The organism is Xylanibacter ruminicola Ga6B6, assembly GCF_000687715.1.
Classification (GTDB): domain Bacteria; phylum Bacteroidota; class Bacteroidia; order Bacteroidales; family Bacteroidaceae; genus Prevotella; species Prevotella ruminicola_B.
The window spans coordinates 36,032-49,759 of sequence record NZ_JHXD01000004.1 but is presented as its reverse complement, the minus strand read 5'-3'; the positions used below and the strand labels follow the sequence as shown (position 1 = coordinate 49,759).

The following is a 13,728-nucleotide window of genomic DNA, read 5'->3' as shown; positions in this document are numbered from 1 at the left end:
TTTGTTTTCACTTTTTTATTTTTCACACACGCATTATTATATATATTAAGGTTTCCCGCTTTCATGAATCTTCAAAAATGAAGATTATACATAAAAAAAGGCGTGAGAATTTGATGATTTTGAACGAAACCAAGGTACTACAGGTACTACAAGGCATTTCTGAAATCAAAAACACCTCTGATTTATAGGTATTTGGCCGTCTGTTTTTGTAGTACCCTCGTTTCTCGAAAAGCAATAAATTACCACATCATTGAAAGGTACTACAAGTTACTACATTGCAAGGGTACTACAGCATTTTTTGAAGTTAATTATCTCAAACACAGATAGTTAGTCTTTTGTAGTATGTAGTACCCATATATCCCATCATTTTTTGTTTTTTTTAATCCCATTGAAAGCGTAGCCTTGGGAGGATTAGTAATAGGTTTATACTATTTAATTACAAATTAAACTTCTACGCGGTTGTATATCTCATAGCCCACTCCCTGTCATATTACTTATTCTCGTCTTCAAGGTTGGATAGTCCAAAATCTGCTCCTCTTGCTTTCATTTCCATTATTCTTCGCACAGCTGCCATCCTATTTTCCATCCTAATTTTTTTATATTGTTCAATATCTACATTAGTTCTGTCTGATTGACTAGAATTAATAGTCGAGGATGATTGAACTGGTTGCGACCTTTCTATATGATGACTATCAACACTAAGCGTTGACTGTGTTTTCGGTTTATTCTTCTCTATATATTCATAAATACGCTTATTGTAGAAATCCATCAGAATTTTGGCAATATAGTTATTTAATTCTTCTGCACTTCTGCCATTAATAAGCAAACAATCTGTTCCTTGAATATAATGAAGCCAGTCCCTCTCGTATCCATATGAATTTGACATATAAAATTCAGCTTCTTCTTTATCAACAAATAGTTCAACCTTGGGTTTATTGCCAGGTACATGTTGTATCCAAACAATAAAATATGTATACCCATCTGTTGATTCTACAAAATCGCCATATCGATCTCGTACATCCATAACAGATGTATATGGATGCATATTATATGGATTATAAGGCTTGTTTGGATAATACTTCCCACTTTTACGTATATACTCTGTTTTTTTCATTATTCTATTATAGCTTTATATCACAATACATATGAAATTGGGGGTAAAGATAAGAAAAAAAAGTATAATACTTACTATTACAATCCAAAGTTTTGAGAAATTTTAGGAAATCCCCCGTCATCAAATCCAAATCAGCCTTGATTATCAGAGTATTATCTTTGTTCATCGTGATTCTTTTAGGATTCAAATACCAGGGCTCATTAAGTGATTCAAACTCTTCATCGAGGATTATTACTACACAGATGGCTATGTGTTCAGGAGATATTAATCCTGAACATATACATACAAACAGCCCTGGCCTGCATCAGCAAGCCAGGGCTTTCCTACATATTAGGAAGCGTCATCCTTATGACACCTCAATGGCCTTCGTCACTTTCTCCTTCGGTTCGGTCTTCGGCATCGTGATGGTCAGGATGCCGTCCTCAACCTTGGCAGAAATCTTGTCGCGTACCACATCATCTGGAAGTATGTAGTTCTGCTCATAGTTAGAATAGCTGAACTCACGGCGCAGATAATGGCGATGACTGTCCTCATGCTTGTGTTCCTGTTTGTTCTCAATAGCGATGGTGAGGTTGCCCTCGTCATTGATGCCTACGCGGCAATATTCTTTCTTAATGCCTGGAGCTGCAAGTTCCATCGTGTAGGCCTTCTCACTCTCCTTGACATTGACTGCAGGTGCTGTACTGTTGGCACGAGGCATAAAATCAGTGTTAAAGAAATCATCAAACATTGTTGGGAACCAACTGTTGTTTTTCATTAATCCGTTCAACATAACTTTTACCTCCTAATTATATTTTTAGTTTAACTTAATTGTTCTTGATCGCTTCGGCTTATTTGCTTCAGCTTTCACTTACTGAAAAGCAAAGTACATGCCTACAGAAAAAAACGCTCGTTACCTTGTCAAGATGGCAAGGATTTTAAACTCGCTTAAACGATACTGACAATCCCTTAAACTCAATTAAACATGACTGACATTTCTTTAAACTCCCTTAAACATTGGCCAGAAAATCTGTCAGTCTTCAAGTCCAAAACTCTTTCTCGCCAGTCTGTTCCATCTCACCGTGGCACTTGGGACAGGTATGTCCGTCCCACACGCGGATTTTGTCGCTGCCGCATTGCAAACAGAGCCTGCCCACCTCGCTTCTGTACGAGGGTGCCACATCGGCGATAATCCCACCCACCACAATGTTTTGGATGGTCTTGCAGTCTGGGCACGACATGGCACGGATCTCCTGACGGAAGAGTCCTCTGCCTTCGTACACCTCGGCTTCGTAGCCACATTCCTTACAGCGATATTTGAGTTTCCAAGCCATAAATATCACCTAGGCAGTTATGTGAGCTTCTTCCAAATCCAAAGTACAGATACAGCACCTATCACACAGAACACGAAGTTGGTAAGATATCCCTTTCCAAATAGTTCGATGTTCAGCAGATGGCTGATGAATGTTCCAGCATAACTACCTATGATACCTATAATAAGGTTCATACAACAACCTTTTCCTTCACCGCTCATAATGCGGTTGGCAACATAGCCAATCAGGATTCCTGTGATTATCGGCCACGCTGTAAAATCTGCAATGTGTTCTAACATATCCTATTATATTTTTATTTTATTACCAGAGCAATTAAAGCAATCTGAGCCAACAATATCAATGGCAACCCGTACTTGAATTTCAAGTGCATCGTTTTATGGTGCCAGACCTGCATACCTAAGAGTGCGCCTATAGTACCACCAGCAACAGCCAACATCAGGAGAGTGGCTTCGGATATGCGCCATTTCCCTTGCTTAGCATTCCACTTATCTACTCCATAGACAACGAAAGTCAATGCATTGATGCTAATGAGTATATATATTATCGTATCTGTCATTCTCATAACAGGGGCAAAGTTAGTAATAATTGAGAAAACAACGATTTTTTTACACGTTTATTCGGCTATTTTATGAAATTTTATTTGTAACTTTGCATCCCAAAAAAAGATATAATAATGGATACATTCTTTCAAGCTATAGCCGCAATCAGCGGTCCATTAGCAGGCATTTTAGCCTACATGCTCATAGAAGGTAAGCGCAAAGCGAAAACGAGAGCAAAAGCCGATAACGAAGCAGAGACAATGCTTGATGACATAAGCTACATTCAAGAGATAAAACACCTGCATGTAAATGCAGGAAATGTGATGTGGCAACAATATGATATTCTGTTAGCTGCACAGCACTATGACTGGGAAACAATAGTAGATTGGGCTGCCTACATGGAGTCGGCAGACATCAACATGATTGAAAGCATTGTAGTTGCAGATTTAGCTGAAGCTAGAGGAACAGAGCTTGCCCATGTGTACAACCAGAACAAAGTGGGGCTGAAAAACTTTGAGAAGTTGAAAGAAGAAAAGGCAAGACTAAGTATATACGGTCATAGTCACACATTAAACAGTTCTGTGCAAATCGTGTGGTTCAATCAAACGAGAGTGTTGAGAGTCATCACGCATATTGATGATGAGATATACATCACAAAGTATGTTGAAACCCTCATTAGAAGAACATTTGGCACCAAAGATGCCATGAAACTGGCTAAACCCATACCCCAAAAATGACACTACGCGACCTCATAAAATCTGTAAACTCCGAGCAGTATAGCGATAATCCGCTATATCAGAAGCTATATAATACCAAACCTGATTACGGTTACCTCCGAAGCATAAAAGTGAAAGAGGAAAACGGACAGCTCATCATCACCAACACGCATATCGGATCGCTTGGCGACATCCTGACATACGTGATTGACGTAGCGCCAGAATTGAACATCTCAAAAATTCAGCTCTTGGACGCTATCCTGCAGGAAATGGCAAAAGGAGGTTTCTCTGAAGAGGAAGAAACATCCTTTTGGAACGACTTCGACAACCTTCAGAAAGCAAAAATCATCAGATAATTATGGCTAGCAACGCAGATTTTGTACAGTATATCGCCGACCAATGCAGTGGTGCTGGCGAGATAGTCACCAAAAAGATGTTTGGCGACTATGGGATTTATTGTGACGGAATCATCTTCGGATTAATATGTGACGACTGCTTTTTTCTGAAACCAACAGATGCCGTTCGCCCCAAACTCCGCGTGTTGGACCTGCGCGCACCATACGACGGAGCGAAAGATTATTTCTATATTGCGGATGTTGACGACCGAGAGTATCTGTCTGAGCTTGTACGTGAAACTTGCAAGGCTCTTCCGAAATCAAAGAAGCGTTAACAGTTCTGCGAAATCATCAATGATATAGTCGGCACCTGCTGCAGCAAGTGTCTCCCGGCTGCCATTCCCATAGGTCACGCCGCAGGTTCGAGCACCTGCTCGTGCGCCCATCAGAATATCTACATCCATATCACCGACAACTAGCGTTTCGCTGGCATCAAAGTGCATCGCCTCCAGCGTTTTCAGCACTGGTTCTGGCTGGGGCTTCGCCTCTTTGACATCATTGGCTCCAAGCAACAAGAAAATATAATCAGCTATACCCATCTGCTGTGTCAACTCTGTAAGCGAATTGCGTGAACGGGAAGAAGCAATCGTAAGCACATATCCTTTCTGATGCAACTTGGCCAGCGTATCAACAACACCAGGAAATGCCTGAGGCTGTATCTTCTGCAGATTCTCATTGAAGATACGCCTGTATGTTTCAGCACATTGACTGATGAGCTCTTCCTGAATATCAGGAAACAGCGTTCTGAAGCATCCAGCAAGTGGCAGGCCAATGACGGACGCACATTCATCCTCATGGCGATAAGGCAACTGATGCTCAGCAATGGTCATCTGCATCGTCATCACAATGTTACATCGGGTATCGCCAAGCGTACCGTCAAAGTCGAATATGATCAGCTTAAATATTGATTGCTCCATGTCCCAATATTTTTTTTGCTGCAAAGGTACAAAATTTCTCCGACTTCATCGAGGTTTTATCCTTTTTTAAATTTTATCGATTTCGTTTGAATTATTTGATTTGTCTTTTGGTTATCTCCCTGATTTTTAGTATCTTTGCAGCACAAACGCAAAGTATTACTACAATGAGTCAGATTTGTATCTATTTGAAAATGCCATCTTATCTCCGCCAATGGTTAATCCATCGTCATGGCGGAAGTGAGCCAATATCACTCGTCCGAGGTTCTGCAGAAAGTGACTTCCTTAAGAAATCCACGACAAAGATTCCTGAGGGTGTCATGCCTCCCCGTCAGCAGGAAGGCGAAATCGCAATCTGCATCCCATATTACAAATGTCACGACCCCCGTACCTATAACTATCTCTCAAAGAATGGAAAGAGTTGCCTGCTGGAAATGTTGAAAAACGATTTTAAGGTAGATCTCTGGGAGTATCTTCACGACATCGACCGATGTGGAAGTGAGCTCAATGGTCTGATCTATCAGTTTATGGAGCTCCGAGGAATCAAGGAGGATGGTACATCATCAGACACAATCAAGAAGATATACCAGCGCAAAAGGAATAGCTATAAAACAGCTTTGAACAGAAAAAAGAAGAAAAATATTCCGACTTGAAGCATGTATTTGTCCTAAGTATGATATTGTTTGATTTGTTTGATTATGAATTGTATATCTCTTCCCGGTGTCACAGCCATTAGCTATATGCCTTGCGGTAGCTTACCTGCGGACTTGATTTATCAAGCCCTGACAGGCTTTCCAGTCACCATATCCTCCAGCGCTACAGAAATCGCCCTGAAGTCAATACCTTCGTGCGAAGTAGAGGAATCACCTGATAACAACACACAGATTGAAAAGGCTAAGCTTTCTTTCACTACGCTCGATACGCTCCCCACGAGTACGCCTTTAGCATTCCTGATTACCACAGCATCGGGTAATCACTATATATTAGGTACACGCGAAAAACTATATCCGACAATAAAGGTTACCAAGAACACATCAAAGCCCGATGCTGAAGCCTCAGTTCACCGCTACGAGGTTTCAATTACCGCCCGCAAGGCTCTCATTCCCTACAATCTTTAAGCTTCGCAAAGAGAAATAGGAATATCCCCATCGATAGATAGGGATTTTCTTATGGTGTTTTCATAGAAATGTCATACCTTTGCATCAGAAATTTAAGATTCAAAATTGTAAAGGTTATGAAACAGATAGCATTTTCACTTAAGTCACTCATGGTGATAGGATTAGTTGGATGGAGTATGTCGAGCTTTGCACAGTCGTATAGAATCGACCGAGGTAGAGTATATTTCGAAAGAGAGTCGATGCCGTATGCCGATGCTCGTACGTTCGTGGATTTAGGTTGTGGTTATGCAAAAGACTGCGACAATGTATATCTCGACGGACGTGTCTTGGAATATGTCGACCCATCTTCTTTCCGTTTAAAACCGCACTCTAAATCGCACTTCCGCGACCACTATGATAGTTATGACCACGGCAGAAGGTACGATGACTATTATAAATCAGATCTCAACGTCTATTACGGAGATAAGAAAATCGACGCGTCTCCTAGTTCGTTCAAGGAGATTGGTGAGGGCTATGCCAAGGATGCATTTAATGTTTTCTATCATGGAAGAAAGATTGATGCTTCTGCCGGTAGTTTTAAGTTGTTGGAAGGAGGTTACGCCAAGGACGCCTTTGATGTGTTCTATTATGGTAAAAAGATAGAGGGCGCCTCTGCGGGTACGTTTAAATACACTGGCGACGGCTATGCCAAAGATGCATTTAATGATTACTATAGAGGAAGACGTCTTGAATAGAGTTCCTTTTATAAAGAATCTATAGAGAAAGCGAAGAGTAAATCTTCGCTTTTTCCGTCTTTTCCCCCTATATAAAAGGTAATTATCTTTGCGCCATAATCATTTGAATTATGGCATCCAACACAAAAACTAACACTTATCAGCTTCACCTGAAAGGTTTCGTCGGAGGATATGACTTCGATGCTGATTACGTTGACTACGTGCTCTCCAAGCATAAGGATACAGAGGTCAACGTTCTGATTGACTCTCTCGGTGGTCAGTCATCTACCGCCTTGAGTATTTTCTCGGCTTTCAAGCTCCATGGCAATGTGAATGTGCATTTCGTTGGAATGAACGCCTCGGCTGCAACAATCGCCAGCCTCGGCGCCAAGCACATCACAATGGATTCATCGGCCATGTACCTGGTTCATAAATGCAGCATAGGCTTCTTCGAGTGGGGCCAGCTCAACTCTGACGGCCTGCAGGCACTCATCGCCAATATCGAGCACCAGAAGGCTGACCTTGACAAGCTGGACGCAAACATCGCCCAGATGTATGCCACACGTTGCAAGAAAGAGCCCGAGGCCCTTCTAGCTTTGATGAAAGAAGGCGGTTGGCTCACAGCAAAGGAGGCACTGGAGTGGGGCTTTGTTGATGAGCTGACGGACTACGCTGATGAATCTGCTCCAGTCCTTACCGACACAATGGCCTGTGCAATGTCTGCTGCAGGAATTCCCATCCCGAATATGCCCACAATGCATCTCACCGCCCAGGAGCAGTCTGCATTCGCCAAGTTCCTTGGTGCATTGGGACAGTTATTCAGCAATCAGAAAATCCAATCCACAAATAATTCAACACAAACACCAATGAAAAAGATCTTCAAATCTATCTGTGCTATCCTGACTTGTGAGCACCTGATGAGCAATGAAGGCAAAATCACGCTTTCGGACGCTCAGATGGAGGACATCGAGTCTGCTATTAGCGCAGACAAACAGACCATCAGCGACCTCAACGCGCAGATTACCACTCTTAAGAGTGAAAAGCAGTCTCTGACTGATGCTAACACACAGCTGCAGGCAGAAGTGGCCACCTTGAAGCAGAAGCCCGGTGACACTACAGCCCACGTAGTTAACGACAAACATACCGATCAGCCCGCTGAGAAATCGGAGGCCGAACAGTATTTCGAGTCTCGTGCTAATGCTCAGTCGCTTTTTGACTCGCTCCCTTAATCTTCAACACAAGCAATCACTAAACTCTAAAAAATCCTATGGCAGGAAAACTTTCATTCACTCTCGAGGAGTATCAGGATGCGGCCCGTAAGTACCGCAAGGATCTCCTCATGCTGCCCATCATCGGTATTCAGGACACCCTGAAGTTTATGACAGGCCGTCCGGGCATCCGTTATAAGGAAAGTGTGGCAGCTCTCAATGGCAACGCACAGTTCGCCCCCTACAAGCCCGCACGTCGTTCAAATTTCAATCTGGAGATGGATTTCCGCACTTTGGAAACATTCTTCGGCTCTGTTGTTGCTCAGTTCGAGCCAAACAGCGCCATCAGCACCCTTCTTGGCGCCATCGGCGACACCAAGGGCGACGGACAGATACAGACACCTACTGCAAAGCACGTGCTGGCTCTCATTGCCAAATCGCTTTCTGAGAATCTGAACAACGCCATCTGGGCGGGTAAGCGCAATGCTTCTGGTGATACTACTCTGGATCTCTTCGATGGCTTCGATACCATCACCGCCCAGGAAATCACTGATGGAAAGATTTCTAAGGAGGAAGGCAATTATTTGAAGTTTACCGACGAAATCACCACTGCAAATGCCGTGGATATCGCCAAGGCCGTTCTCTTCTCTCTGGATCCTCATCTCCGCGCTCAGACCTGTTACATGTACTGTTCGCAGGACTTCGCTGACAAGTATAATGAGGGATATCTCCTGACACACTCTGGTATTAACTATAACAATCAGTACCAGCAGACAGCCGTTGAAGGCTCTAACGGTAAGCTGATTCTCTGTCCGTTGGCGAACAAGGCAGACTCGAAGTTCATTCACGTCTCACCCAAGATCAACATGCTCGTGGGCTACGACCAGATGGGCGACACCGAGACAGTCATGGTCAAGGAGTATGAGCCATTCATTCTCTCATATATTGCCACCATGTTCTTCGGCTGTCAGTTCGAGTCTATCGACAAGCGCCGCCTGAAGGTCATTGAGATTGCAGGTTCTAAGCCATCAAGTACCAATAACAGTGGTAACACTGGTGGCGGTGACTCTAATGGCGACTAAACATCGCTTTTACTTAAATTCGTTTCGAACTTTTTAATTTTCTGTATTCATAATTTTGAGTTTTGGGGAGCCAGTACTTGTGAAGGCTCTGGCTCCCATTTTAAACGCTTAATCCTAATAACTCTATGGCTGATTGCTCTTCAATACAAAAATCGCTTGCGTGGTGTCAAGGACGCCCCGAGCTACCTGGCGTAAAGCGCCGTATCTATTATATCTCTAAGTATGACATCGTAAAGTGGCCCACGCTCCAGCATGATGCCAACGGCCGTCTTACTTCTTCTTCGTATTCAGGCGACTTCACTCTGCGCGCCGATGTGAAGTGGAAATTCATCGATATCATCTCTGATAAGTCACAGCTGACATCTGAGGCTCAGGGCGAATATCCATCGCAGACACAGTTGAACAAACTGGTAGCCGTTCATCCTGGTGTCGAGGCTGATGCCACAGCTGCTGCAGCATACCTCAATAACAATGACAACGTGTTCCTTGTAGAGGATATGCGTGGTGCTGTACGTGTAGTCGGTTCAGATAAATGGCCAACAAAGACAACTGTTGCCCAGGATCTCGGTCAGGGCGCCACAGGTTCTACCTCTACCACCATCAATGTGGAAGCCACCGACGAATGCCCGGCTCCTTTCTATACAGGAAAGATTGTCACTGACGACGGAACATTTACACCTGATACAAACCCTAATTCGGCCACTGGCGGAGGCAGTAGCTCTGGCAGTGGCAGTAACAGTGGAAATAGTGGAAGTGGCTACGATTCTTCTGAGCCAATCTACGACAGTACCGTCGTAATCAACGGTCAGTCACGCACAGTCACCAAAGGCAGTACCATCAGTATAACAGGAAATCTGACTTCACTGAAGTTCACAGGTTCTAATATGTCATACCTCACGTATCAGGCTGGAAATGATATGGAGACGGAGATTGATATCAACGCTGCAGGTACAACTGCCACATGCTATGATACTATCACCGCTCCTAAGACGGTTAAGATTTACCGTGAGGAAGGCACTGGTGACAACAGAACAGACGTGCTCTGGTTCACTATTTCCCTGGCAGCTTCAAGCAGCTCTGACAGTGGAAACACTGGCAGCGGATCATCTTCTGCTCCCAAGCTAACCATCGTTCGCTCAGGCGACGGTGTATCGAACGTAAATGCCAATGGTAATCCCGTTAACTCAGGCTCTCAACTGCAACCTGGCACAGAGGTTAGCATCAGCATAACACCTGCTGCTGGTAAAGTACCTAATGCTTTACTAAACGGATATACGGTGGCACTGACAGCGAATAACGGCGTATATTCCGGCTCGTTCCAGATGCCGAGCACTAACGCTAACCTCGTCATCAACAGCGGTAGCACCAGCGGTGGCTCTGACATGAACTAGCCGTGCTTCATTCATAGCTGAAAACAGTTTGTTTCTATTATGAGTATGCGCACTCCAATAGATATGGGCGACCTGCTATCAGAGATAGAAGTCCCTGATATCGGGAGTGCGCAGCTTGCTTTGAAAGATATTCAGGCCAAGCGCGAGCAGGATATTTTTGCAGAACAGAAGCGCAAAGGATGGGATAAGACGGTGGAAGCGCGTTGCGACTTCACACCGCGCCCACGCCTGACACGCCGTTCTGGACTCTTCTTTCTTTCGTATTGGCAGAAGTCCGTCTATGGCCGTACTCTCACCGAAATCAAAGCCGATGATTCGATGGTTCCGTTCTTTGCCGGCACGATGAAATCATTTATTTCTGATATCATCGGTCCGGACCTCTCACGCGGCTCCTGGTGCATCATTACCACGCCGAAGCGTCGTCACCTGGTGAAGAACTTTGCCACTCGCATCTCCGAGCAGATTGCCCACCTCTTGAACATCCCGTTTTACGAGGATGTTTGTACCTGTAGGACAAAACAGCGAGTAGGGGCCATCTTCGATGTTCAACAAGTTCCAGATGAACAGAATATTATCTGCTTTGATGACTTTGTTACCACAGGACAGACACTTCAAGCAATGCTTCGAGCGTTAGAGTCGTACAACAAGAACTTGCTATTTTTCAGCGGGATAAACAACAAACTCTAAAGTATATTATAGAATTTTAGTTCACATTAATCCGTACAAAACATATTAAATGTATGAATCAAGATAATACTTTTACGAACACCCTGCAGGCCTGGATGAACACACCTGACAGTGAGAAGAATTGGGATGCCGGAGCCCTCATGCTGCTTCAGCTTTCGGGCAACCGTATCATGTACCATAATATTTCGGTTAATCCCAAGGGAAAAGCCGAATTCATCAAGGGTCAGCTGCAGAAATACCTCAATTTCCGCCTGCAGAAGCTCACCCATGACGAGGTGGAAGCTATGCAGGCAAGAGTCGATGAAATCGTCAAATCTGTGATTAAGCCAGATTTGGCTATTCCATCAGTAGTTGCTTCAGAATTAGTAGATAATAATTCTGTATCACCCAACAAATCAGCGGAATACGCAGACTTCAAAGCGGGTAAGCGCGCTGATCATGACTCACTTCCTGAGGAAGTTCAGGCACTCTATGTAGAGAATCTGGATATCGTTCATCGTATGCGTGAGCTGCATTTGAAGTTGCGCACACTGAGCCTAGATAACACTACCTGTCCAGATAGCGAACGATATCCTTTCCTGAAAGAAATTATCAATCTTGATAAGAAGCGCGTTTCGAACTGGGATATCTACGATCATTACATCATTGGTTCTTCTTCATCTGCTTCGGTTAATCCCGAGCCAGATGCGGTTAATCCTACTGATGAATCCGAAAAATCCAAGCCTAAAAAGGCAAAGACCTCAGCAAAGCGTACCACAAAGAAGACCGCTAAGAAAGAATGAAGCGTACCGCATCTATGGCTGACGTTGTGAAGCCGCTCGCCGAGTGTCCTTCACAAGCCTACCTCTCCAATGCCGTTCAGGTGGCTGACCTCCTTGAATGGATACTGGAGCAGGTAGGAAATGCCAAGGTGTGGCAAACTTCATTCTCCATCTCCGAGGAATTCCTACGCCGCCTGTTTTTCATAGAAAAGAGTGGGAGAGTCACCGAGTTTAATTTGGTTCTCGACCACAAAGCCACGAATAAAACACTGAAGCTCTGGTCATTCATGACGCAGGTCATCGAGCGTACTTATCTTACAGACAATCACTCAAAGATCCTGTTGGTACAGGCTGAGTCTGGTCAGACAGTCTCAGTCATTACCTCACAGAATCTGACACGTGGAAATCGTCACGAGTCAGCTTTCATCTCCACAGATCCGGCTATCTTCAATACCTTGCATACTCAGGTAAAAGACTTAATCGACAATCATTCTGTACCACTCCAGGATCTCTTCATCCAGCGCCAGACATAAAATAAAGGAGCCCCTTTTCACAAAGAGTCTCCCTCTGTTCTAAGTATTTGTAAAACAATCTATTATGATTTTGGGTGCAAATATAGAACATAATTCACAATAATCCAACTTTTTATATGAAAAAAATCGATTATACTGAAGAAATTCTTTCCCAAGTCGAGCAGTACGCCTCTATCTATCTGAAAATCTCAGATATAGCCGTACTATTCGATATCCCCGCCGAGCAGCTCCGCGAGGATATTGCCGATCGTTCTACAGAAGTCAGCAAACGCTACCATAAGGGGAAAGCTGCTTCAAAAGTGAAGCTGCTGCATCAGGAAATGCAGCTGGCTTATGTCGGTAGCCCCCTCGCGTTGGAAAACGCTCAGAAAAACCTCATGGATATGGAGGATGACGAGTAAATAACATTGTAATCCGTACCTTCTTTATGCCATTACCTAATATCGTCGATATTGCCCGTACGGACCTCTACACTCAGAAATCTGAGTTAGAGGAAAAGTACGCCATTCCCCAAGTCCTCCATATCCTTCGCCTTCGCGATATGGTCACTTGGTGCATCGCTAACCCAGACGCCAAGGATCGCCAGTTCGTTGATGAGATTATGCAGCGTTACGGCCTGAGCAAAGTCACTGCCTACGCTGACTTGAAAATCGTGAAGTCGCTGCTGCCTAACTTAAGTGAGGCCACACGCGACTTCCACCGTTGGCGCTATAACGAGATGATTCTCGAGACATACCAGATGGCTAAGAAGCGCAAGGATACAAAAACGATGGAGAAAGCGGCCACCTCTTATGCTAAGTACAACCGCATCGATGTCGAAGACGAGTCTGCAGTACCTTATCATATGATAGTAGTGCAGCCCTTCTTTCCTACCACAGATCCGCGTGTCGTTGGTATTAATCCCGTTCCCAATATCGACGAGCGTATCAAGAAGCTTACCAAGGAACTGGGCGCTTCTAATCCTGATACGCTCAATATCGAGTACGAGGAAGCCGACATGAATTTCGAGGAGATTTTCGACGAAAAGCCCCAAGAATAGCAATTTTTCCCTTTTCTACTTGCATTTTTCGAAAGAAAACTCTATATTTGCCAACAAAAGAAAGATGTAATATATGATATACATATTTGGAATAGTATTCTTTATAGGTATAGTGCTTGCAATAATTAGAGCCGAGCCTGAGGAAAAGAAGCCACGAAAGCGCAAGAAAAAGAACTGGTGGTTTCAGAATCACAATTGGCGCGGT

General features: G+C 44.0%; 20 protein-coding genes. 14 read left to right on the top strand and 6 right to left on the bottom strand.

What is annotated here, in order from left to right:
* Nucleotides 1–490: 490 nt before the first annotated feature.
* From T500_RS0104165 to T500_RS0104140, 5 genes are all read right to left on the bottom strand, one after another.
* Complete coding sequence (locus T500_RS0104165; protein WP_028907060.1) at nt 491–1,114, bottom strand: hypothetical protein; 624 nt, start codon at nt 1,112–1,114, stop codon at nt 491–493.
* A gap of 346 nt (nt 1,115–1,460) precedes the next feature.
* Complete coding sequence (locus T500_RS0104155; RefSeq protein ID WP_013064574.1) at nt 1,461–1,886, bottom strand: Hsp20/alpha crystallin family protein; 426 nt, start codon at nt 1,884–1,886, stop codon at nt 1,461–1,463.
* Between the two features lie 247 nt (nt 1,887–2,133).
* Nucleotides 2,134–2,427: a hypothetical protein gene (locus T500_RS0104150; protein WP_028907059.1), complete on the bottom strand. Its 294-nt coding sequence runs from the start codon at nt 2,425–2,427 to the stop codon at nt 2,134–2,136.
* Nucleotides 2,428–2,444: 17 nt separating this feature from the next.
* A complete protein-coding gene (locus T500_RS0104145; RefSeq protein ID WP_028907058.1) occupies nt 2,445–2,705 on the bottom strand; it encodes a GlsB/YeaQ/YmgE family stress response membrane protein in 261 nt (86 codons plus the stop codon).
* A gap of 14 nt (nt 2,706–2,719) precedes the next feature.
* Entirely contained in the window at nt 2,720–2,989 is a 270-nt protein-coding gene (locus T500_RS0104140; protein ID WP_155267426.1) for a DUF1294 domain-containing protein, read from the bottom strand.
* 111 nt (nt 2,990–3,100) lie between these two features.
* Here T500_RS0104140 and T500_RS0104135 point away from each other — a divergent pair, with 111 nt between their 5' ends.
* Genes T500_RS0104135 through T500_RS0104125 form a run of 3 tightly spaced genes read left to right on the top strand, consistent with a single transcriptional unit; the run spans nt 3,101 to nt 4,352 of the window.
* On the top strand, nt 3,101–3,703 hold the full coding sequence (locus tag T500_RS0104135; RefSeq protein ID WP_051611865.1) for a hypothetical protein: 603 nt from the start codon (nt 3,101–3,103) through the stop codon (nt 3,701–3,703).
* Nucleotides 3,700–4,038 carry a hypothetical protein gene (locus tag T500_RS0104130; RefSeq protein ID WP_028907055.1) on the top strand — a complete coding sequence of 113 codons (339 nt, stop codon included), beginning with the start codon at nt 3,700–3,702 and terminating at the stop codon, nt 4,036–4,038. Before T500_RS0104135 ends, T500_RS0104130 begins: the two co-directional genes overlap by 4 nt.
* Nucleotides 4,039–4,040: 2 nt before the next feature.
* Nucleotides 4,041–4,352, top strand: coding sequence for a TfoX/Sxy family protein (locus tag T500_RS0104125; protein WP_028907054.1), 312 nt, complete (start codon nt 4,041–4,043; stop codon nt 4,350–4,352).
* Here the strand turns inward: T500_RS0104125 and T500_RS0104120 are convergent.
* Nucleotides 4,338–4,994, bottom strand: a complete 657-nt coding sequence (locus tag T500_RS0104120; RefSeq protein ID WP_028907053.1) for an HAD family hydrolase — start codon at nt 4,992–4,994, stop codon at nt 4,338–4,340. The two genes, T500_RS0104125 and T500_RS0104120, sit on opposite strands and share 15 nt — an antisense overlap.
* A 191-nt stretch (nt 4,995–5,185) precedes the next feature.
* Between T500_RS0104120 and T500_RS0104115 the strand changes: the two genes are divergently transcribed.
* The 11 genes from T500_RS0104115 to T500_RS0104065 all read left to right on the top strand — a co-directional run bounded on the left by T500_RS0104115 (nt 5,186) and on the right by T500_RS0104065 (nt 13,523).
* A complete protein-coding gene (locus T500_RS0104115; protein WP_155267425.1) occupies nt 5,186–5,644 on the top strand; it encodes a hypothetical protein in 459 nt (152 codons plus the stop codon).
* Nucleotides 5,645–5,689: 45 nt separating this feature from the next.
* Nucleotides 5,690–6,109 (top strand): hypothetical protein, encoded by a 420-nt coding sequence (locus T500_RS0104110; RefSeq protein WP_028907051.1) that lies wholly within the window; start codon nt 5,690–5,692, stop codon nt 6,107–6,109.
* A gap of 149 nt (nt 6,110–6,258) precedes the next feature.
* A complete protein-coding gene (locus tag T500_RS0104105) occupies nt 6,259–6,843 on the top strand; it encodes a DKNYY domain-containing protein (RefSeq protein WP_230580837.1) in 585 nt (194 codons plus the stop codon).
* 110 nt (nt 6,844–6,953) lie between these two features.
* On the top strand, nt 6,954–8,051 hold the full coding sequence (locus tag T500_RS0104100) for a Clp protease ClpP (RefSeq protein WP_028907049.1): 1,098 nt from the start codon (nt 6,954–6,956) through the stop codon (nt 8,049–8,051).
* A gap of 38 nt (nt 8,052–8,089) precedes the next feature.
* Entirely contained in the window at nt 8,090–9,112 is a 1,023-nt protein-coding gene (locus tag T500_RS15115; protein ID WP_230580836.1) for a hypothetical protein, read from the top strand.
* A gap of 125 nt (nt 9,113–9,237) precedes the next feature.
* Nucleotides 9,238–10,503 (top strand): hypothetical protein, encoded by a 1,266-nt coding sequence (locus T500_RS17130; RefSeq protein ID WP_196243468.1) that lies wholly within the window; start codon nt 9,238–9,240, stop codon nt 10,501–10,503.
* A 63-nt stretch (nt 10,504–10,566) separates the two neighbouring features.
* Nucleotides 10,567–11,190, top strand: coding sequence for a hypothetical protein (locus tag T500_RS0104085; protein ID WP_230580835.1), 624 nt, complete (start codon nt 10,567–10,569; stop codon nt 11,188–11,190).
* 53 nt (nt 11,191–11,243) lie between these two features.
* On the top strand, nt 11,244–11,972 hold the full coding sequence (locus T500_RS0104080; RefSeq protein WP_028907047.1) for a hypothetical protein: 729 nt from the start codon (nt 11,244–11,246) through the stop codon (nt 11,970–11,972).
* A gap of 80 nt (nt 11,973–12,052) precedes the next feature.
* On the top strand, nt 12,053–12,484 hold the full coding sequence (locus T500_RS15105; protein ID WP_155267424.1) for a C4-dicarboxylate ABC transporter: 432 nt from the start codon (nt 12,053–12,055) through the stop codon (nt 12,482–12,484).
* A 116-nt stretch (nt 12,485–12,600) separates the two neighbouring features.
* Nucleotides 12,601–12,885, top strand: coding sequence for a hypothetical protein (locus T500_RS0104070; protein ID WP_028907046.1), 285 nt, complete (start codon nt 12,601–12,603; stop codon nt 12,883–12,885).
* 26 nt (nt 12,886–12,911) lie between these two features.
* Nucleotides 12,912–13,523 (top strand): hypothetical protein, encoded by a 612-nt coding sequence (locus tag T500_RS0104065; protein WP_028907045.1) that lies wholly within the window; start codon nt 12,912–12,914, stop codon nt 13,521–13,523.
* Nucleotides 13,524–13,728 lie beyond the last annotated feature (205 nt).